A 19,758-nucleotide genomic window follows, 5' to 3' on the forward strand; every position below is an offset into this window, starting at 1 on the left:
TCGTGCGCTGTCGAAGATCGCTTGATGAAGATCCCGTCCCGCTGGGGCGGGATTTCTTTTTATGCCCTCCTCAGAAGGGCCGTGCGCCGAGCCGTCTCCTCGTCGTCCGGCGTGTAGACCACGATCCGGCACTCCGGCATCCCGTTGATCGACAGCGACACCGACGTCATCCGCAGCTCACCCGCCTCCGCGTGCCGGAACGTCTTCACCCGCCGCCCGGGTTCCGCAACGTCGCCGCTCTCCCACAGCCGCGCGAAGAGCGGGCTCGCCGCCGACAGCCTGCGTATGAAGTCCTCCCAGACCGGCTCCCCGGCATGCAGTCCGTACGCGGCGCGCAGGGTCGCCACCATCACCGGCAGCTCCGTCTCCCGGAACACCAGCGGGCAGTCCTTCTCCGGCACCGTGAACAGCGCCCACAGGGCGTTGTGCGGGCGCCGGGCCGGCATCGGATCGGAGAGGAACAGGTCGTGGTAGACGGAGTTGGCGGCCAGGATGTCGTACCGCGAGTTGTAGACCACCGCGGGGCGTGGTTCGAGGGCCTCGATGATGCCCAGGACTTCCGGTCCCACCGTCTGCGCGAAAGTCTCCGGGGCGTGTGCGTACGGCACTTCGGCGAGGTGGTACAGGTGCTCCCGCTCCGGTGGGTCGAGGCGCAGCGTGCGTGCCACGGCGTCCAGGACCTGCGCGGAGGCGTTGATCGGCCGACCCTGCTCCAGCCATGTGTACCAGGTCACACCGACACCCGAGAGCTGGGCCACCTCCTCGCGGCGCAGGCCCGGTGTGCGACGCCGTAAGCCCGGCGGCATGCCCACGTCCGCCGGTGTCACCCGGGCCCGCCGCGTGCGCAGAAAAGTGGCCAGCTCGGGCCGGCGGCGCTGTGTCGTCCCCATCGTCACGTCCCCCATCGTCGATGCCGCACCTGTCCCCTGCCAGGTGCTGTCGGTACCAGCATCAGCGGGCACTCGGCACCCGTACCGGAGGGACGCCAGGCTCGACGGCATGACGACAACTCCCCGGACGGGGCCGGGTCCCGCACCCGTTCCAAGTCCTGCGATCAGTAAAGCGCCCGCCACTGACAATCCGCCCCGTGCGCTGCTCGCGCTGGTCCTCGCCGCCCAGTTCATGGCGCTGCTCGACGTGTTCATCGTGAATGTCGCCGCCCCCACCATCGCCACCGACCTCCACGCGTCCGGCGCGGATGTGCAGCTGGTGATCACCGGATACGCCATCACCTACTCCGTGCTGCTGATCACCGGCGCCCGCCTCGGCGACCGGTTCGGGCACGGCCGGGTCCACCTGGCCGGGCTCGCCCTGTTCACGGCGGCCTCGCTGGCCTGCGGTCTGGCGCAGGGCGCCACCGAACTGATCGTGTTCCGGCTGGTCCAGGGCGCCGGCTCGGCGGTGATGATCCCGCAGGTGCTCAGCCTGATCCAGCGCAACTTCACCGGCGAGGCCAGGATGAAGGCGCTCGGCGCCTACTCGGCGGTCCTCGCCGTCGGCGCCGCCGCCGGGCAGGTCCTCGGTGGAATCCTGGTCAGCGCCGACCTGTTCGGCACCGGCTGGCGGCCGGTGTTCCTGGTCAACGTGCCGGTGGGCCTCGTCCTGCTGGTCCTCGGCAGCCGCCTGCTGCTGCCCGGGGACGGCCCCGCGGCCCCGCGGCCGACGCGCGGCCTCGACCTGCCCGGCCTGGTGCTGCTCGGGGCGGCCGTGTCGCTGTTCACGGTGCCGCTGGTGCTCGGGCAGGAGGAGGACTGGCCGCTGTGGTCCTGGCTGTCGCTGACCGCGGCCGCGATCGCGTTCGGCCTGTTCTGCGCGTACGAGTCCCGGCTGGCCCGGCGCGGCGGCGCCCCGCTGATCGCGCCCAGTGTGCTGCGCCATCCCGGCATGGGCCTCGCCGTCTTCCGGATCCTGGCGGTGATGGCCGTCAACGGCGGCTTCCTGTTCGCGCTCACCCTGCACGTCCAGGGCGGCCTCGGCTACAGCGCGCTGCGGGCCGGCCTCACCTTCGCGCCGACCGCGGTCGTCTTCGGCCTGGTCGGCCTGACCTGGCGCACCTGGCCGGCGTCCTGGCAGCGGGCCCTGACCCCGGCCGGCTTCGTGATCACCGCGCTGGCGGTCGCGGGCGTGGGCCTGGCCCTGAAGGGCGGCGACGAGGGCGGTGCACCGCTGTACGTCGCGTACGCCGGTGTCGGTGTCGGTCTCGCGCTCGCCTTCAGCCCGACGCTCACCCGGGCGCTGGCCACGGTGCCGCCCGAGAACGCGGCGGACGCCAGCGGTCTGCTGGCCACGGTCACCCAGCTCGGCCAGCTGACCGGCGTCGCGGTGTTCGGCACACTGTTCTTGAACCGGCTTGAGTCACTTGGGGCCTCGCAGGCGTATACCTCTGCGGAGGCGCTGTTGGCGTGCATGTTCGCGCTGGCCGGAACGGCCGCGGTGGGTGCCGTGTCCGGACTGGTACTGAGGCGTCGCTGACCGTATTGGCCCGGCCGTGGCAGAATCAAACGGCCGGAAGGGGGCGCGGCCCGACGGGAGGGAGTAGTGATGCCTGCGAGCATCCTCGCGGAGGTCGGCCACCTCCGCGAAGCAGCATCGACACGGGATACGGTCATCCGTCTCAGCTGCCCTTCCTGCGGTTCCGTCCATGTGGCCCAAGTTCTCGGTGACAACGGCGGGATCTCCTACGTGTGCACGGCCTGCGGCCACAGCTGGAGCTGATCGATGGGTGCACACAGGCGAAAGTGCGACTGGTGCGGCAGCGGTACGCCGATCGTCCGTGACATGGAACCGGTCAATCCCGAGTACCAGTACTGGTGCGAGGAGTGCGCGCGGGCGCTGATCATAAAAGGCGACCCGATCGAGACGTACCGGGAACTGGAGGGGGAGCCGATCTACGGCCGGCTCCTCGAAGAGCACTGCACGCTCAAACGGTTCTATTCGTTCGTCACGGCATGAGTGATCACCGCCGGATCGGGCATCGATCCGCGTAACCGGACAGAACGGAAACGATTTGGTGGTCCCCCCGGTGGGCCGGTAATGTTGGCGTCGCCGCCGGGGGAACCGGGCGACACGGTCGATATGCGGCTCCGCCGCATGACCGCGAGGGGCTATAGCTCAGTTGGTAGAGCGCCTGCATGGCATGCAGGAGGTCAGGAGTTCAATTCTCCTTAGCTCCACAACAGTTGAAGGCGGGTCATCCGAGAGGATGACCCGCCTTCGTCGTGTGGTCAGCGACCCAGGGCGCGGCGGCCGCGGCCCTGGGAGAGGACCGGCAGGTTGTTGCGGGTCGCGCCCTGCGAGCGGGTGTCCTCCTCGATGCGCAGGGCCAGCGCCGGGCAGCGCCGCACCGCGCGCAGCGCCTTCGCCTCCGCGTAGCGCGGTACCTGGGCCTGCGCGACGGTCGGGAAGCCGTCGGCGCCCAGTTCGAAGACCTCCGGGAGGATGTCGGCGCACAGGCCGTGGCCCCGGCACAGCGTCCAGTCGACGTAGATCTTCTGACGGCTGGGGCCGTTCTCCTCGGCCTCGCTGCCGCCGGGGATACCCGTGGGCGTCTTGCCGCCCTCGAAGAGCGGCAGAACGCCCTCCACGGGCCTTCCGCAGCCGTTCCCGAGGACGTGCGCGGCCAGGTCGTCCGTGAACGCCTTGATCGTCGACTCCAGGAACATGGCGGACCCGTCGGGGTGCGAGCACGCACCGCGCCGCTTCACGTTCTTGGCGACCTGCTTGAGCGCCTCGAGGGCGGCCGGGCCGCCGCCGTTGATGATGTCCTCCATGCCGCGCGCGGCGGCCGGCAGACCGAGGTAGCAGGGACCGCACTGTCCCGCGCTCTCCTCGGCCAGCCACTGCGCCACGCGCAGCGACTCGCCCAGCGGGCAGGTGTCCTGACTGATCGGCAGGATCGCGCCGGCGCCGAGCGAACCGCCCACCGCGTCCAGGGAGTTGCGCGAGACGATCGCCTCGTTGACCGTCGCCGCGTCGATCCACTTGCCGTGGTAGCCGCCGGTCAGCACACCCTGCGGGACCGGCGGGGCGCCGGCCAGTTGGAGGACGTAGCGCAGCGGCACGCCCGTGGGGACCTCGATGACCATGGGGCGTGCGACCGCGCCGGAGACCGTGAGCATGACGGTGCCCGGCTCGTCGTACAGGCCGGTGTTGCCGTAGCGCTCGGGGCCGATGCGGGCGGCGATCGCGAGCTGGGCGAAGGTCTCGGCGTTCGACAGCAGCGTGGGCGCCCCGCCCACGCCGGTCTGCGAGGCGCTGACCTTGCGGCCCGGCGGGATCGCGGGGCCGCCGTCGATGGAGCGGATCAGCGACGCCGCCGCTCCGGTGACCATCCGGACGGGATTGCGCTGCACGCGCGCGCGTAGAGCCGATCGGCGGCCGTTGCTGAGGCCGCGTTCGGCGAGCGCGGCCTCCATGGAGCGTTGCGTGGACTCCCGGGTGACCCCCACCACGAGCGTGCGGGCACCCAGCGCCTCCGCGACCAGCAGAGCGCCGTCCAGGATGAGGTGCGGGGCACGGTTGATGAGCACCGTGTCCTTGCGGCAGGCCGGTTCGTCCTCGCTGCCGTTGACGACGACGACCGGCCGTACGCCGCGCTTGATCGCCGACTCGGCGACGGAGCGCAGCTTCTTGTGGAAGGGGAAGCCCGCGCCGCCGCGGCCCTTCAGGTTGATGGCCTCCGAGAGCTTCGCGAGCTGCTCGCCGCCCATCGGTTCGAGCGGCCCGTGCACCTTCAGGTGCATGGGCAGGTCGAGTCTCTCGACAAGGTCGAAGCCCGACGTGAGCTGGGGAAGGCCGACCACGCGGACTTCTGGGACGTCGGGCAGGGCCTCGTTCACTTAAAGCCTCCGGAAGGCGTGTTCCAAGGTTCGCCCGAACCCGGTGCGTCGAAGTCGTAGGAAGCACCGGGCGTTGTTTCAGTGGCGGGACCGCTGTTGTACGTGTCGTCCGGGTAGTACGCGCCGTAGAGGTTGTTCGTCTCAGTGGTGTCGTACACGTCACTCGAGCCATAGCCCGAGGCGCCTGAATTGTCATAGGCCGGGATGTTGTATCCGGTGTCCTGGAGCGGGTCGTAGGCCGACGGGGGTGCCTCGCCGACCGGCGGCGGAGAGGGGATCGGCCAGCTGCCCGAGGTGCTGCCGCCGTTGTCGTAGCGCGGGATCGCCTCCGTGGGCTGCATGTCCATCGGCAGGTCCATGCGCGCGGTCTGGTCGGCCGCGTAGGGCTGCTGTTGGCGTGGTGTCGACACGGCCCGGTAGGCGGCCGCGAAGCCGTTCGCGGGCTCCGGGGACGCGGGGGCGCCCAGGGGGGCGTCGTACGGGGGTGCCGTGCCGGGCTGGGCGGCGCGCGGGCCGCGCCGGTTCTCGTAGCCCGGCAGCGCGGCGCCCTCGGCCATCCTGGCCCGGCTGGCGTCGAGCTCATCGCGGCCCGGCCGCTCCTCGCTGGTTCCCAGGAACGCGGTGATCCTGTCGGCGACCTTGCGCTTGACCGGGCGCGGGGCCGCGCGCAGGGCGAGGGCCGCGGTGACGCCGAGCAGGGACAGGCCGTACAGGATCACGAAGATCGGCTTCGCCGTGCGGCCCGCGTACAGGCCGTGGATGAGTGCGGCGCACCAGGCCGGGTAGGCCAGCATGTGCATGGCGCGCCAGCGGGCCGCGATCGGGGCCGGGGAGGCGAAGGCGCTGCGCATGGCGCCGGTGATGCCCACGAAGATCATGAGCAGGCCGGCCAGGGAGCCGAGGCCGATCAGGCCGGCGCTTCCGGTCACGCCGAGCGAGAAGGGGATCAGCGCCGAGATCAGGCTGGTGTGATCAAGCGCGACTTTGGTGGTGATGTGCAACAGCAGGAACGCGATCGAGGCGACCGCGGTCGTCCGGTGCACCGCCTGTCCGATGATCCGTTGGCGCGTGTTCAGGAAGACCCGGTCCTGGGCGACCAGGCCCCAGATCACCGAGCAGCTGAGCGAGACGAGTGACAGGACGCCCGCGCCGAAATTGAGGAAGTCCCGGACCCTGTCACCTCCGACCAGCACGAATACGGGTATGAGGAGCAGGAAGGCAGCCGACGCCATCCCATAGGCCGACCGGCCCGTTTTGGGGAGCGAGCTGTTACTACGACGAGTGTTCATGGGGGCAACTCCGAGCAGTTTCGGGAAAGCGGTCCCGCTGCCGCACTCTAAGTGGCTCCATACCGATGGGTACGAGGTTTGAGTTATTGCGTTGTTACCAAACGACAAGGTCGTCGTTGTGATGTCCCTTAGGGGTTGTTACGCGAAGTAACCTGTGGCGTTGGTTCAGTGGTCGGCGGGTGTGATCAGTGTGCTGGACGGAATCTGGTGGACGGGTCGGTGAGGGCGGCACCCGGTGCCAAGAGGGCATACGTAAGCGCGTCGCATCGTGCTCAACGGCTGCGGTACCCTAACGCCATGCGTGCCGTACGCCTTCTGCTTAGCGAGCCGCGCTGATCAGTCCCGACCACCGGGCGAATCGGATGGTCGGAATCGGCGCGGCGTCCCCTCCTGTGCGAGGGGATTTTTCGTTTCCCGGATGTCACAGCCGCTGGCAGAGACGATCGATGGAGCTTTGAGGATCATGAGCGAGACGAACCCCGCTGCCGCCGCTGCCGTGTCGGCGGAGGCAGCGCCGCACCGCTACACGGCCGCCATGGCGGCCGACATCGAGGCACGCTGGCAGGACTTCTGGGACGCCGAGGGCACCTACGCGGCGCCGAACCCGAGCGGTGACCTGGCCGGCGATCCGGAGCTGAGCGCCAAGCCCAAGAAGTTCATCATGGACATGTTCCCGTACCCGTCCGGTGCGGGCCTGCATGTCGGCCACCCCCTGGGCTACATCGCCACCGACGTCTACGCCCGGTTCCAGCGCATGACCGGCCACAACGTCCTGCACACCCTGGGCTTCGACGCCTTCGGCCTGCCCGCCGAGCAGTACGCCGTGCAGACCGGCACGCACCCGCGGGTGTCCACCGAGGCCAACATCGAGAACATGAAGGTCCAGCTGCGCCAGCTGGGCCTGGGCCACGACAACCGCCGGTCGTTCGCAACGATCGACCCGGACTACTACAAGTGGACCCAGTGGATCTTCCTGCAGATCTTCAACTCCTGGTACGACGACGAGGCCGACAAGGCCCGCCCCATCGCCGAGCTGATCGCCCAGTTCGAGACCGGTGAGCGCGCCGTACCGGGGCACACGCGCGCGTGGCACGAGCTGAGCGCCACCGAGCGCGCCGACGTCCTGGGCGAGTTCCGCCTGGCGTACGCCTCCGACGCGCCGGTCAACTGGTGCCCCGGCCTGGGCACCGTGCTGGCCAACGAGGAGGTCACCGCCGACGGCCGCTCCGAGCGCGGCAACTTCCCCGTCTTCAAGGCCAAGCTGCGCCAGTGGAACATGCGCATCACCGCCTACGCCGACCGGCTGCTGGACGACCTGGACGCGCTGGACTGGCCCGAGGCCATCAAGCTGCAGCAGCGCAACTGGATCGGCCGCTCCGAGGGCGCCCGCGTCGACTTCCCGATCGACGGCGAGCGCATCACGGTCTTCACCACCCGCCCCGACACCCTGTTCGGCGCGACCTACATGGTGCTGGCCCCCGAGCACCCCCTGGTCGAGAAGTTCACCCCGGCCGCCTGGCCCGAGGGCACCCACGACGTGTGGACCGGCGGTCACGCCACCCCCGGGGAGGCCGTCGCCGCGTACCGCGCGCAGGCCGCCTCCAAGTCCGACGTGGAGCGGCAGGCCGAGGCCAAGGACAAGACCGGCGTCTTCATCGGCGCGTACGCGACCAACCCGGTCAACGGCGAGCAGATCCCCGTCTTCATCGCCGACTACGTGCTGATGGGCTACGGCACCGGCGCGATCATGGCCGTCCCGGCGGGCGACCAGCGCGACTTCGAGTTCGCGCGCGCCTTCGAGCTGCCGATCCACTGCATCGTCGAGCCGACCGACGGCCGCGGCACCGACACCTCGACCTGGGAGAACGCCTTCGCGTCGTACGACGCGAAGATCATCAACTCCTCCAACGACGACATCTCGCTGGACGGCCTGGGTGTCGCCGACGCCAAGGCACGCATCACCGAGTGGCTGGCACGCAAGGGCATCGGCGAGGGCACGGTCAACTTCCGGCTGCGGGACTGGCTGTTCAGCCGGCAGCGCTACTGGGGCGAGCCCTTCCCGATCGTCTACGACGAGGACGGCATCGCCCACGCCCTGCCCGAGTCGATGCTGCCGCTGGAGCTGCCGGAGGTCGAGGACTACTCGCCGCGCACCTTCGACCCGGACGACGCCGACACCGTGCCCGAGACCCCCCTGTCGCGCAACCAGGACTGGGTCGACGTCACCCTGGACCTGGGCGACGGACGCGGCCCCCGCCCGTACCGCCGCGAGACCAACACCATGCCCAACTGGGCCGGTTCCTGCTGGTACGAGCTGCGCTACCTGGACCCGCACAACGACCAGAAGCTGGTCGACCCGGAGATCGAGCAGTACTGGATGGGCCCCCGCGAGGGCCAGCCGCACGGCGGCGTCGACCTGTACGTCGGCGGCGCCGAGCACGCCGTGCTGCACCTGCTGTACGCCCGCTTCTGGTCCAAGGTCCTGCACGACCTGGGGCACGTCTCCTCGGCGGAGCCGTTCCACAAGCTGTTCAACCAGGGCATGATCCAGGCCTACGTCTACCGTGACAGCCGGGGCATCGCGGTGCCGGCCGCCGAGGTGGAGGAGCGCGACGGCGCGTACTACTACCAGGGCGAGAAGGTCTCCCGGCTGCTGGGCAAGATGGGCAAGTCCCTGAAGAACGCGGTCACTCCGGACGAGATCTGCGACGAGTACGGCGCCGACACCCTGCGCCTGTACGAGATGGCGATGGGCCCGCTGGACGTTTCCCGGCCGTGGGACACGCGCGCGGTGGTGGGTCAGTTCAGGCTGCTGCAGCGACTGTGGCGCAACGTCGTGGACGAGACGACCGGCGCTCTGTCGGTGGCCGACACGGAGCCCGACGAGGGCACACTGCGTGCCCTGCACAAGGCGATCGACGGGGTGCGCCAGGACCTGGAGGGCATGCGGTTCAACACCGCCATCGCCAAGGTCACCGAGCTGAACAACCACCTGACCAAGGCGGGCGGCGCGGTGCCGAGGTCGGTCGCCGAGCCTCTGGTGCTGCTGGTCGCGCCGCTGGCCCCGCACATCGCCGAGGAGCTGTGGCGCAGGCTGGGCCACACCGACTCGGTCGTCCACCAGGACTTCCCGGTCGCCGACCCGGCCTACGTCGTGGACGAGAGCGTGACCTGCGTCGTGCAGATCAAGGGCAAGGTCAAGGCGCGGCTGGAGGTCTCCCCGTCCATCTCCGACGACGAGCTGGAGAAGGTCGCGCTGGCCGACGAGAAGGTCGTGGCAGCACTGGACGGCGCGGGGATCCGCAAGGTGATCGTGCGGGCGCCGAAGCTGGTGAACATCGTTCCGGCGTAGGTAGGGCGGCGTCCGGCCGCAGCTCGGGGTAGTCCCCTACGGGCAGGTTCGGGGTTCTTCTGGAACTCCGGGCCTGCCCGTAGCGTTTACCGTTGAAGAGCGGCGCGGAGCGTGCCGACGGTCGGAGGAGGAGCTGGTGGAAGCAGTGATCGCAGTAGTCGCCCTGCTTTTCGTGCTCTTTGTGGTGCTCGGCGCCTACGCCACCGTGAAGGTGGTCGGCGCCGCCAAGCGCGGAGTGGACCGCACCATCACCCAGGCCCGTCGTACGGTCGAGGACCACACCCTGCGCGCCAAGTCCTTCGCCCAGCCCGGCCCGGCGGGCGAGATCGCCCAGTTGCGGCTGAAGCTGCGCACGTCGATGCGCGCCACCCAGGAGGCCCTGCACGCGGGCGTGGCCGAGGACGAGTCCCTCAAGGAGTCCATCGGCCTCTTCGAGCGGCTCAGCGCGCACGGGCACGAACTGGACGCCGAGCTCCGGCGCCTGGAGTCCGAGCCCGACAAGTCGACGCTCGGCGAGCGGCTGCCCGGCCTGCGCGAGCGCACCGAGCGGATCACTCAGTCGGCGGACTCGCTGCGCTGGGCGGCCCGCGACCGCGCCCGCCGCTTCGCCGACGACGACCTGGACTCGCTCAGCACGCAGATCGACGTCGAGGCCGGCGCCCTGCGGCACTGGACGACAGCGGAACCCGCCTCCGCCACACCTCCGCCCCCGTGGCCGGAGGCCCCGGCCGCCCCCGACACCGACACGGCCCGGCAGACCTGGCCTCAGACGCCCCAGGCACGCACCGCCGAGGAACCCACGCGGCCCGCCATCACCCCGCCGAGCCCGCGCCCCACCTATCCCTGGCAGAAGAAGACCCGCCCGGAGAGCACGACTTGATCCGGACACGGACGCCCAGGTGAGAGGGGCCGGGCTGCCGCCAGGGCGCTACGCCAGGTAACCTCCAGCTCATGTCCCGCCATGTCGCGATCGTCACCGATTCAACGGCCTACCTGCCGCCGCGGACGATGGAGCGTCACGGCATCACCGCGGTGCCGCTGACCGTGGTCCTCGGCGACCGGGCGTTCGAAGAGGGCACCGAGATCTCGACCCGTTCGCTGGCCCAGGCGTTGCAGAAGCGACGTTCCGTCACCACCTCGCGGCCCAGCCCCCAGGTGTTCGCGGAGACCTACCGCAAGGTCGCCGAGGCCGGCGCCACCGGCATCGTCTCCCTGCACCTGTCCGCCGAACTCTCCGGCACCCATGACGCGGCGGTCGTCGCGGCGCGCGAGGCCCCGGTTCCGGTGCGGGTGGTGGACACCGGGATGGTCGCCATGGCCCTGGGGTTCTGCGCCCTCGCGGCGGCGGAGGCCGCGGAGACGGGCGGCACCGTGGACGAGGCCGTGACGGCCGCGGAGAAGCGGGCCGCGGGCACCTCCGCCTACTTCTACGTCGACACCCTCGACTATCTGCGCCGCGGCGGCCGGATCGGCGCCGCGCAGGCCCTCTTCGGTTCCGCGCTCGCGGTGAAGCCGTTGCTGCAGCTCCAGGGTGGCCGGATCGAGCCCCTGGAGAAGGTGCGGACGGCGTCGAAGGCCATCGCCCGCCTCGAGGAGATCGCGGTGGACCGGGCAGGCGGCGCGCAGGTCGACATCGCCGTGCACCATCTCGCCGCCCCCGAGCGGGCGTCGGCCCTGGCGGACCGGCTGCGGGTGCGGGTGCCGGGGCTGGCAGATCTGCATGTGAGCGAGGTCGGGGCGGTGATCGGGGCGCATACGGGGCCTGGGTTGTTGGGGGTTGTGGTCTCGCCGCGTTGAGGTTGGCGGGGGAGGCGTGTGTGCGGGGTGGATGACTGGCGGGTGCGGGGTGCGGGGTGCGGGGTGCGGGGTGCGGGGTGCGGGGTGCGGGGTGCGGGGTGCGGGATGCCGGGTGTGCGTGGGTGTTGGGCGTGTTTGGGGGCGTCCGCGCTCGTGCGGGTGACGGAGTTATCCACAACCCGGCGGTAATCCCCGGGAATTGACCAAGATCATCGCGGAAGTGTCGAGGTGACCGATCCTCGGCGCATGGCACTTCGATCACACTCACACACAGCGAACGCAACCAGTGGCCCGGGCCGCGGCCCCGCCTCCGACGGGCGCACCCGCCATCGCCGGCGCCCCACCCATGGCCGTGCCCGGCACGCCTCCGCGGACGAGCTCCGGCGACGGGCGGAGGCGTTGTTCGCCGAACGCGCGGGAGAGTGGCGGGAGTCGGGGAAGGGGCCGCCGGGCGCGGGAGCGCGGGTTTCGGAGGGCGGCGACGGGCGTGTCGGGGCGAACCCGGATGCGTCGGGTGCCGGCGTGGTTGTCGGTCGGGTCGACGGTGAGGGCCTCGGCGGTCTTGTGGAAGCGCGCGTTGTTACGGGTGTGGGAGTCGAGGCTGAGTCGGACTGTATGGGGACCGCGGGTTCCGGGGGCGCGGAGGTTGCGGACGTTGGCTTGACCGGTGGGCTGGGTGAGTCGATCCGGCCGGTTGGACCGATTCGGCCGACGGGGCTGGTCGGGACCGCTGGGTCAGTCGCGCCAGTTGGATCAGTCGGGGCTGGGTTGGCTGGGAGGGTCGAGTCTGTCGGGTCGGTCCGATCGGCTGGGTCGGACGGACTGGTCGAGGCTGCTGGGCCAGTCGGGCCGGTCGGGCCAGTCGAGGTCGGGTCGGCTGGGAGGGGCGAGTCTGTTGGCTCGGTCGGATCGATCGGGCCGGACGGACGGGTCGGGCCGGGTGAGACAAACAAGACTGCCGCGACCGGCCTCGGGGTGGGGCTCGGTTCGGTCGGGCGGCGGCGGGGGTGGGCCGGGCTTGCTCTGCGGGAGCGGATGCCGGTGTGGGTGCAGACGAGGTGTGGACTGGAGCGGCGGAGCGTCCTCGCGCTCTCCGTGGTGCTCGTCGTCGCCGCGGTTTTCGCCGTGCAGCACTTCTGGGCGGGCCGCACCGAGGCCGTCCGAGCGCCCGAGGTGGTGCGCGCGGCCGCTCCGTACGAGGAGGGGCAGCAGAGCGGCGAGCCCGCAGAGCCACCGGCAGCCTCGGCCGGGGCGCCGAACGCCGTGGGTGCGGCCGGAGTCGAGATCGTCGTGGACGTCAGCGGCAAGGTTCGTGAGCCGGGTATCCATCGCCTGCCGGCCGGTTCGCGGGTCGCCGACGCGTTGCGCGCGGCCGGTGGGGTGCGGCCCGGTACGGACACCGACGGTCTCAACCGCGCCCGGTTCCTAGTGGACGGAGAACAGGTGATCGTCGGCGGTCCTGCCGGCGCCTCTATGCCGGGCTCGGCCAGTGCGGGGGGCACGGGTCTGGGCGGCGGCCCGGTCGGCTCGATGGCGGGAGCGGCACCGGCTGCTCCCGTCTCCCTCAACACGGCCACCGTCGACCAGCTCGACACGCTGCCGGGCGTCGGCCCCGTGCTGGCGCAGCACATCGTCGACTACCGCACCCAGCGCGGCGGCTTCCGCTCCGTGGACGAGCTGCGTGAGGTCAACGGCATCGGCGATCCGAGATGTCAATGCTAATCTACGAACATGACCCCAAGCCGCGCCGTACTCCTCTTGCGTATCAGCTACCGCAAGCCGGAGGACGAAGACGAGGACCAGCAGACGGAGGCGGAGCGCCGCCGAGCCGAGTTCTCCAAGGGCATCGGCCGCCAGGAGGAAGACGGCCGCGCCCTCGCCAAGCGACTCGGGTGGACCATCGCCAAGGTGATCCCCGAGGACGACACCAGCGCCTACAAGCGCCGCAAGATCAAGCTGCCCGACGGAACGAGCGCCCTGCGGACCGTCCGGCCCGGCTTTCGAGCCGCCCTTGAGGGGCTCGCCTCCGGGGAGTTCGACGGGATGATCGCCGACGACCTCGACCGCGTCGCCCGCGACCCTCGAGACCTGGAAGACCTCATCGACGTTGTCGAGTCCCGCCGGCCGCACATTCCCGTCGAGTCCGTCACGGGCTCGCTCCGGCTGGCCAACGACGCAGACATCACCGTCGCTCGCATCATGTGTGCCGTCGCCAACAAGTCCAGCCGTGACACCGCGCGTCGAGTCGCCCGCAAGCACGAGGAGTTGGCGGCCGAGGGCAAGCCTGGCGGGGGAGGGTTTCGCGGATACGGTTTCACCTTGGACAGCAAGAAGGTCGTAGAGGATGAGGCCAAGATCCTTGTAGAGATCGGAGCCAGGATTCTGGGGGACTGGGACGACTGGACCGAGAAGCAGCGGCAGAAAATCGACCCCGAGGTGGGCGAGAGCCTCAACTCAATCGCCGACGACCTGCAGCGTCGGGGAGTCCCTACAGCCACCGGCGCGCCCTGGTCAGGACGGAGCATAGGCTCCGTCATCTCCAAGCCCTCAGTCGCCGGCCTGCGCGCACACAAAGGCGAGATCGTCGGCGACGCCATCTGGGACGCCATCATCCCCAGGGAGCGCTGGGAACAGATCTGCCTGCGCCTCGCCAGACGGGCCGGTACGACAGACCTCACCTTGCAGCGCTGGCTGAACGGCGCCCTGCACTGCTCCCTCTGCGGGCACATGCCGACGGGCAGCCACGGAAACGGAGGCCCCCGGTACTGGTGCAACCCGAAGGGCGGCGGCTGCGGGAAGTTGGCAGTGAAGGCGTCGTTCGTCGAGGACGAAGTCGAGAGCCAGGTTCTCGAGCTACTGGGAAAGCCGCGGATCCTTGAGCAGCTGCGGAATGCTGCGGACACCGAGGTGAGCGACGAGGCGCGGCGTGAACTCGCAGAGGACGAAGAGCAACTCAAAGAGCTGGCCCGCATGTACGCGCGACGGGAGATCAGCTTCGGCGAGTATCGCGAAGCCCGCAGCATCATTGAGGCTCGCGTAAAGGAGTCCCGCGCCCTGTTGGTGTCCCGGGCCCCGCTGGTCCTGCGGCGGCTGCTGGCCGGTGACGTACAGAGCGGGTGGCGGGACCTGCCGCCGGCCGACAAGCGCGAGGTGCTCCTAGCCTTGCTGCCGGGCGGGTACAGCGTCCTGCCGCACGACCGCCGCTACGGCAACAAGTTCAACCCCGCGCGGCTCGTACCGCGCGGGTGACATGCGGAGGGCCCCGCCAGACGGCGGGGCCCTTCGCCGTTCAGGACGCTCAGCGCGTCCCGGCGTTGGGGTGTGTGCTCTCGGGAGCCAGGCCCTCCTTGCGGGCCCTGTGGAGCCAGCCGCGCACGGTAGCGGCGGAGACCGAATGCTTCTCGGCTAGCACCTGCGCGGGATTCTCAACGCCGGTCTCCTCGGCTCGCTTGTACTCCTCGAACATCATCGCCAGGTGGATCAAGCCGTTGCGCCTACGGAGGGCGTTGCCCCCACTGGCGTCCGCGAGCTCGGGGAACTTCTTGTTGACGATGCTTCGGGCTGCGTCTTCGGGCGCAACATGCTGCCCGTAGGGGCCGCCGGCCATCAGGCGCCGTTCTGCTGCCGCTCGCGCAACTTTCTCCCACCGGGATACGGGCAGATCTTTGAGGCTGGCCTTGAAGCCTTGGTTGGAGAACGCGGTGAACGTGACGATCCGCATGCCAAGGGTGGGGACCATTCCGAACTTGAAGAGCGCCGTCCCGTCATGGTCGGGGTCACGCACTATCACCTCGATGGTCCGACTTCCGTCGACGCCGATCGGCCAGTATTCGGGCTCGTCGGCCTCGACCTCGAGCTGAGTGCGTGCGGGCATGCGGCCATCGTCGTTGACCACAGGACGCGAGTGCAACACCTGGCAGCAAGTGTGCGTTTCATGAGGTCAACACTTCAGTGAGCTTGTTGCAAACACATCGGCAGTAGTGTTGAATTCACTCATGGACATCGAAGCCCTTCAGCGGGTTTCCGAGGTGCGTCGCATGCTTGCTTCCGGGCAGGCCCGCGAACGCCGACTGACTCTTCGGATGTCTCTGCGAGAGGTCGCAACGGCTCTGGATATGACGCCGGGCAGTCTCTCTCGCTGGGAATCCGGACGAGTTCAGCCGCGGCCAGGGGCAGCCCTGAAGCTCGCCGACCTCCTCGGAATCGTCACGGCGGACAGTCGGGAGAAGGTCGCGTGAGGGCGGCGGAAGAGCGTGCACGGGAACACCGGACGCTGGCCGACGTCTACGCGGAACGCGCCTTGACGCCAGCCCAGGTGCGCCGTCTCGTCGCCCTCCTACGCCTCACGGAGCAACCGGCCGAACGCCGCGCAGCAGCAAGCCAAGAGGCCGCGTAGCGACATGAAAGCGGCCCCCACCAGACCGGCGCGTCAACGCCGGCCGACAGGGGCCACACAGCCCGTACATGCCGAAGCCCCGGGCTCATCGCTCGCCAGCGACCCAGGGCCTCAACAACAGATAGGACTCCCAGCATCATGACAGACGTCGTACAGCTCAGCCAGGCAGGCCGACGCTCCCCCTTCCAGGGATTCGCTGAACGCCTCGTCGCCAAGAACGACGACCGGCTCTTCAACTACGGGCCCGAAGAGCAGGTCGCCATGATCCTTCAGCGAATGGACCGGCTCAACCGAATCGCCCCCCTCAGCCCCGTCTCCGACACGGACATCGACCTCGCCGGCTTCGGCAACGCCCCCCTGCTGTACGTCGCCGACGACGGCAACGAAAGCGTCGAGTACCTACTGCTCTCCGACGTCGCCGAAGCCCTCGGCTGGTTCATGCCCCGCGCCCACAGCTTCGCCGAAACGATGGCCAGCTTCGACCTCGAAGACCAGCGCCGCGAAGACGAAGAACGCGGCGACGGCCGCCTCGGCTGGAGGCGGATGCGCGACTACATCCGCCTCGACATCGACCTGATCGTCGACGACCCGGAGGCCAAGCCTGATGCAGACGGCAAGCTCTGGTCCGACTACAGCGACTGGCTCGTCTCCCGCGACCGCCTGCCCGCCCTGATCTCGGCGTCGCCCTGGTCCAAGGAATTCATGAACAACACGCTCCCCGCGTTCGGGTACGCGATGCGGGAGATCTGGGGCGACAAGCTCAAGGGCATCCCCACCTACGGCGCGGACGGCACACCGACCGGCGGCAACGCCTACGACGACATGTTCAGCACCGACGGCCTGACCGAGGACGAGGCCCAACGCCGAGCTCGCCGCGGCCCCGCCCTCGACGCCGACGACCTGTAGGGCCCCAGCCGCGCCCGGCGACGGGCGCGGCCACCAACTCAATATCCCTCGCGAGACCGGCCTCCGCACAGGCACCCGCACCGCCTCGCCGCCGCGAAGGACAACGACATGGCGACACGAGAAAGGGGCCCGGCGCTCATCCCGGACCCCTCCACAGCGCCCGCAACGACGCCGACTTCCTCAACCACCAGTGTAGTCCGGCCCGCCATGCGGCTACCGGGCGAACAGCCCGACATGCCCGACGCCATGCACAGCGACCAGCTGCGCGAACAGTGGGCGCGCGAACGCGGACGCCGTCAGCTCGTCATCGACAGCATCCGGCAGCACCTCGCCGAACAGCCCAGCCCCCGCGCTGTACGAGCCTGCGCCCGCCGCTGGATCAACGACATCAACTACCTCGCCGACGGCGTCATCGCCGTCATGGACCAGGAGCACGAGTGAGCACCGAACAGCCGCCGCTCTCCGCGGACCCCGACGTCATTAAGACGTGGCTGTCGCACGTGTACGCCGACGCCCCGGGCTTCATCAGCGTGTGCTCCGACGCCGACAAGTGGGCCGGCCGGAGGTTCAGCACCGACGAAAGCGGGCTCACGGCTGCGACCGACTACGCGGTCCGCCTCGACACGCGACAGCCGAAGGGCATCTACACCCAGGTCACCACCCTGCGCGAACACCCCGCCAAGGGGCGCGGCGGCGAAGACCTCGCCCACGCTCTCACCCACCTGTGGGCAGACGGGGACTTCGGGACCATCGGCCACAAGCCCGGACCCGACGATCTGCCCGCCCCACCCGACGAGGACGCCGTCACGAAAGTCGTCACGGAATCCGGGCTCCCCGAACCCAGCGGATGGGTCCACTCCGGAGGCGGATACAACCCCGTCTGGCTGCTCTCCGAGTTCCACGTCATCGGCGACGACGAAGACCGCGCCAAGGTCAAAGACCTGACCATGACGTGGCAGGCCACCCTCGCCGCGCAGGCATACCGGCACGGCTGGTCATGGGACACCGAAGTCGGCAACCTCGACCGGCTGATGAAACTGCCCGGCACCGTCAACCGCAAAGAAGGCCTCGAGCGGCCGACCAGCATCGGCCCCGGAAGCGGTGTCATCTACGACCTCAGCGTTCTCGCCGGTGCCGCCGCCGAACTCGCCCACGCTGCCCGCCAGGCGCTCGAGGAAGCCAGCCGCGAGAAGCAGCTGCGCCGCAACCAGCGACTCGGCATCAAGCCCACCCCGCCGCGCCCCCGCCGGGCACCTCGAGCGGTCGTACCGACCGGTGACGGGCCGCTCGACGTCCTCGCCGAACACCTTGAGTTCAGCGACGTCCTCGAGCCCGCCGGCTTCACCTACGAAGGCACCCACAGCGACGGCCGCCAGAAGTGGCTTCGCCCCTCCGCAGGCGGAGAGTCCGCGAGCAGCGCCTACAGCCTGCTCTGCGACGACCACGTCGCCATCAACTGGTCCGAACGCTCAGACCTCCCCGTCGGGGCGCAGCCCGCCGGACGCAAGCTCACCGTCCCCTACCTGTGGGCTCACTACAACTACGGAGGCGACGTCAGCGCAGCCGCCAGCGACATCCTCCGCGCCGCCGCCGGACGCGCAGCCCACGGCCCCGCCGGAGGGCTGTCGGCCGCCGTCCTCGACGAGGTCAAACGGCGCTGCCTGCCCGACGAGAACAACCACCAACGAGCCAAGGAGCGGATCAACTGGGACGACCTCGTCGACCCGCCGGACTCCGACGACCCGCCGCAGGAACCGGAAGGGCCCAGCAAGCCGGCCGGGCTGCTGCCGGAAGAGTTCTACGCGAGGCGCGAAGAACTGCGGCACATCCGTCAGGCCGGACACTCCCGCAACCGATCTGGCGACGTGGCATTCCTTGCCACCCTGACTCGCTTGTCCAGCCTCGTCTCACACCACATCCGGGCGGACACGGGCGTCGCGGGCTACGCCTCGCTCAACCTGTTCGCCGGGATCATCGGCCCGTCCGGCATCGGCAAGTCCACAGGCGTCGACGTCGCCGACTTGCTGCTGCCGGCGCCGGGAGGTCTCGACTTCCGCGACAACCTGCCCATCGGATCCGGCGAAGGTATCGCTGAGATCTTCATGGACACCGTCGAGGAAGAGACCGGAGAGACCCGCAAAGGGCGGGGCGGAACCGAGACGCCCGTTACGGTGCGGGTCCGCCGACAGGTGCGGCACAACGCCTTCTTCTACATCGACGAGGGCGCCTCTCTCACGCGGCTCATGAAGGAGCGCTCCGGGTCGACCCTTGGAGAGACCCTCCGCAGCGCAGCCGTGGGGCAAACCCTCGGCCAGACCAACGCCAGCAAGGACACCAGCCGCTACATCCCCAAGGGCTCGTACAGCATGGGCCTGCTGGTCGGCTTCCAGCCTGAGACGGTCGCACCGCTTTTCGAGGAGATCGCCGAAGGTACCCCGCAACGGTTCCTATGGCTGCAAGTCATCGACCCGTCGATCCCGGACGAGCAGCCGCCCTGGCCGGGCGAGTTGGTCAAGTGGCGGGCGGCGATCGACGCCGAGGTTCCCACGCTGATCACCTTCGACGACGCGATCAAAGCCGAGCTGCGTCGCGTCGACCTCGCAAAGGCACGCGGCGAGATGTCCGTCGCCGACATCAACCCCCTCGATGCGCACGCCCCCTTGATGCTCGCCAAGGTCGCCTCGCTGCTCGCCATCCTCACTGGTCGCCTCCACGTCACCACCGACGACTGGCAACTGGCAGAGATGGTTTGGCAGGCGTCGTGCGCAACTCGCGATGCAGCCCTGCGGAAGATCGAGCAGGAGCGTCGGGAAGACCAGGAGCGGCGGACGCAGGCCCGAATCATCGAGGAAGTTCGCGTAGACCAAGCGAAGGTCGTCGCGGAGAACGAGCGGGCCGACAGGGCGGTCCTGCGGATCGCAACCCGCATCGCCGTGTACGTCCGCGAAAGCGACGCCCTCACCCGCTCGGCGCTGCGAGGGAAGTTCGCAGGCCGCGACAAGAAGCACATCAACGACGCCATCAACTACGCCCAACTTCGCGAGTGGGTTGTGGACCGGGACGGCAAGCTCTCGCGCGGCCCGGTCGAGCCCTCATGAGGGGGGACGGAAGGGGGGACAGGGACAGGCTTTGTCCCCCCCCTCTCTCCCGCAGAACAGCGAAATCCGTTCGCCCACCTAA

The 19,758-nt window shown here is 69.7% G+C and carries 15 protein-coding genes and 1 tRNA gene; 12 read left to right on the forward strand and 4 right to left on the reverse strand.

The window, feature by feature from the left end; all coding sequences use genetic code 11:
- Nucleotides 1-59: 59 nt before the first annotated feature.
- Complete coding sequence (locus tag OG252_RS33090; RefSeq protein WP_329340677.1) at nucleotides 60-905, reverse strand: helix-turn-helix transcriptional regulator; 846 nt, start codon at nucleotides 903-905, stop codon at nucleotides 60-62.
- Between the two features lie 94 nt (nucleotides 906-999).
- On the opposite strand from OG252_RS33090, the gene OG252_RS33095 reads away from it, so the two are divergent.
- The 3 genes from OG252_RS33095 to OG252_RS33105 all read left to right on the forward strand — a co-directional run bounded on the left by OG252_RS33095 (nucleotide 1,000) and on the right by OG252_RS33105 (nucleotide 3,173).
- Nucleotides 1,000-2,472, forward strand: a complete 1,473-nt coding sequence (locus OG252_RS33095; protein WP_329340679.1) for an MFS transporter — start codon at nucleotides 1,000-1,002, stop codon at nucleotides 2,470-2,472.
- A gap of 246 nt (nucleotides 2,473-2,718) precedes the next feature.
- The gene (locus tag OG252_RS33100) at nucleotides 2,719-2,952 is read left to right on the forward strand and encodes a hypothetical protein (protein WP_053750770.1); all 234 of its coding nucleotides are present in this window, start codon (nucleotides 2,719-2,721) and stop codon (nucleotides 2,950-2,952) included.
- 148 nt (nucleotides 2,953-3,100) lie between these two features.
- A tRNA-Ala gene (locus tag OG252_RS33105) sits at nucleotides 3,101-3,173 on the forward strand.
- Between the two features lie 51 nt (nucleotides 3,174-3,224).
- On the opposite strand, the gene OG252_RS33110 is transcribed toward OG252_RS33105, so the two are convergent.
- Nucleotides 3,225-4,838, reverse strand: coding sequence for an NADH-quinone oxidoreductase subunit NuoF family protein (locus OG252_RS33110; RefSeq protein WP_266439621.1), 1,614 nt, complete (start codon nucleotides 4,836-4,838; stop codon nucleotides 3,225-3,227).
- Nucleotides 4,835-6,070, reverse strand: a complete 1,236-nt coding sequence (locus OG252_RS33115; RefSeq protein WP_266439623.1) for a cytochrome b/b6 domain-containing protein — start codon at nucleotides 6,068-6,070, stop codon at nucleotides 4,835-4,837. The genes OG252_RS33110 and OG252_RS33115 overlap by 4 nt, the downstream gene beginning before the upstream one ends.
- Nucleotides 6,071-6,590: 520 nt before the next feature.
- Here OG252_RS33115 and leuS point away from each other — a divergent pair.
- The 5 genes from leuS (at nucleotide 6,591) to OG252_RS33140 (ending at nucleotide 14,525) form a co-directional block, all read left to right on the forward strand.
- Nucleotides 6,591-9,479 (forward strand): leucine--tRNA ligase, encoded by a 2,889-nt coding sequence (gene leuS, locus OG252_RS33120; RefSeq protein WP_266439625.1) that lies wholly within the window; start codon nucleotides 6,591-6,593, stop codon nucleotides 9,477-9,479.
- A gap of 136 nt (nucleotides 9,480-9,615) precedes the next feature.
- Nucleotides 9,616-10,359 carry a hypothetical protein gene (locus OG252_RS33125; protein WP_266439626.1) on the forward strand — a complete coding sequence of 248 codons (744 nt, stop codon included), beginning with the start codon at nucleotides 9,616-9,618 and terminating at the stop codon, nucleotides 10,357-10,359.
- A gap of 71 nt (nucleotides 10,360-10,430) precedes the next feature.
- Nucleotides 10,431-11,276 (forward strand): DegV family protein, encoded by an 846-nt coding sequence (locus OG252_RS33130; protein WP_329340690.1) that lies wholly within the window; start codon nucleotides 10,431-10,433, stop codon nucleotides 11,274-11,276.
- A 1,047-nt stretch (nucleotides 11,277-12,323) separates the two neighbouring features.
- Complete coding sequence (locus OG252_RS33135) at nucleotides 12,324-12,998, forward strand: helix-hairpin-helix domain-containing protein (RefSeq protein WP_443068441.1); 675 nt, start codon at nucleotides 12,324-12,326, stop codon at nucleotides 12,996-12,998.
- 9 nt (nucleotides 12,999-13,007) lie between these two features.
- The gene (locus OG252_RS33140) at nucleotides 13,008-14,525 is read left to right on the forward strand and encodes a recombinase family protein (protein WP_329340691.1); all 1,518 of its coding nucleotides are present in this window, start codon (nucleotides 13,008-13,010) and stop codon (nucleotides 14,523-14,525) included.
- A 49-nt stretch (nucleotides 14,526-14,574) separates the two neighbouring features.
- Here OG252_RS33140 and OG252_RS33145 read toward each other — a convergent pair whose 3' ends face one another.
- The gene (locus OG252_RS33145; RefSeq protein WP_329340693.1) at nucleotides 14,575-15,150 is read right to left on the reverse strand and encodes a hypothetical protein; all 576 of its coding nucleotides are present in this window, start codon (nucleotides 15,148-15,150) and stop codon (nucleotides 14,575-14,577) included.
- 163 nt (nucleotides 15,151-15,313) lie between these two features.
- Here OG252_RS33145 and OG252_RS52400 point away from each other — a divergent pair, with 163 nt between their 5' ends.
- The 4 genes from OG252_RS52400 to OG252_RS33160 all read left to right on the forward strand — a co-directional run bounded on the left by OG252_RS52400 (nucleotide 15,314) and on the right by OG252_RS33160 (nucleotide 19,676).
- Nucleotides 15,314-15,514 (forward strand): helix-turn-helix domain-containing protein, encoded by a 201-nt coding sequence (locus tag OG252_RS52400; protein ID WP_443068508.1) that lies wholly within the window; start codon nucleotides 15,314-15,316, stop codon nucleotides 15,512-15,514.
- A gap of 296 nt (nucleotides 15,515-15,810) precedes the next feature.
- Nucleotides 15,811-16,578, forward strand: a complete 768-nt coding sequence (locus tag OG252_RS33150) for a hypothetical protein (RefSeq protein WP_329340696.1) — start codon at nucleotides 15,811-15,813, stop codon at nucleotides 16,576-16,578.
- A 234-nt stretch (nucleotides 16,579-16,812) separates the two neighbouring features.
- Nucleotides 16,813-17,019, forward strand: coding sequence for a hypothetical protein (locus OG252_RS33155; RefSeq protein ID WP_329340698.1), 207 nt, complete (start codon nucleotides 16,813-16,815; stop codon nucleotides 17,017-17,019).
- Complete coding sequence (locus OG252_RS33160; RefSeq protein ID WP_329340700.1) at nucleotides 17,016-19,676, forward strand: hypothetical protein; 2,661 nt, start codon at nucleotides 17,016-17,018, stop codon at nucleotides 19,674-19,676. Before OG252_RS33155 ends, OG252_RS33160 begins: the two co-directional genes overlap by 4 nt.
- Nucleotides 19,677-19,758: the final 82 nt, after the last annotated feature.

Origin of the sequence: Streptomyces sp. NBC_01352, assembly GCF_036237295.1 — a bacterium.
GTDB lineage: Bacteria > Actinomycetota > Actinomycetes > Streptomycetales > Streptomycetaceae > Streptomyces > Streptomyces plumbiresistens.

What these genes read in the sequence shown, in the direction of transcription:
- leuS (WP_266439625.1), top strand. Translation starts at nt 6,591, where the DNA reads ATGAGCGAGACGAACCCCGCTGCCGCCGCTGCCGTGTCGGCGGAGGCA.
- OG252_RS33090 (WP_329340677.1), bottom strand. Translation starts at nt 905, where the DNA reads ATGGGGGACGTGACGATGGGGACGACACAGCGCCGCCGGCCCGAGCTG.
- OG252_RS33095 (WP_329340679.1), top strand. Translation starts at nt 1,000, where the DNA reads ATGACGACAACTCCCCGGACGGGGCCGGGTCCCGCACCCGTTCCAAGT.
- OG252_RS33150 (WP_329340696.1), top strand. Translation starts at nt 15,811, where the DNA reads ATGACAGACGTCGTACAGCTCAGCCAGGCAGGCCGACGCTCCCCCTTC.
- OG252_RS33115 (WP_266439623.1), bottom strand. Translation starts at nt 6,070, where the DNA reads ATGGCGTCGGCTGCCTTCCTGCTCCTCATACCCGTATTCGTGCTGGTC.
- OG252_RS33140 (WP_329340691.1), top strand. Translation starts at nt 13,008, where the DNA reads ATGACCCCAAGCCGCGCCGTACTCCTCTTGCGTATCAGCTACCGCAAG.
- OG252_RS52400 (WP_443068508.1), top strand. Translation starts at nt 15,314, where the DNA reads ATGCTTGCTTCCGGGCAGGCCCGCGAACGCCGACTGACTCTTCGGATG.
- OG252_RS33155 (WP_329340698.1), top strand. Translation starts at nt 16,813, where the DNA reads ATGCCCGACGCCATGCACAGCGACCAGCTGCGCGAACAGTGGGCGCGC.
- OG252_RS33100 (WP_053750770.1), top strand. Translation starts at nt 2,719, where the DNA reads ATGGGTGCACACAGGCGAAAGTGCGACTGGTGCGGCAGCGGTACGCCG.
- OG252_RS33145 (WP_329340693.1), bottom strand. Translation starts at nt 15,150, where the DNA reads ATGCCCGCACGCACTCAGCTCGAGGTCGAGGCCGACGAGCCCGAATAC.
- OG252_RS33130 (WP_329340690.1), top strand. Translation starts at nt 10,431, where the DNA reads ATGTCCCGCCATGTCGCGATCGTCACCGATTCAACGGCCTACCTGCCG.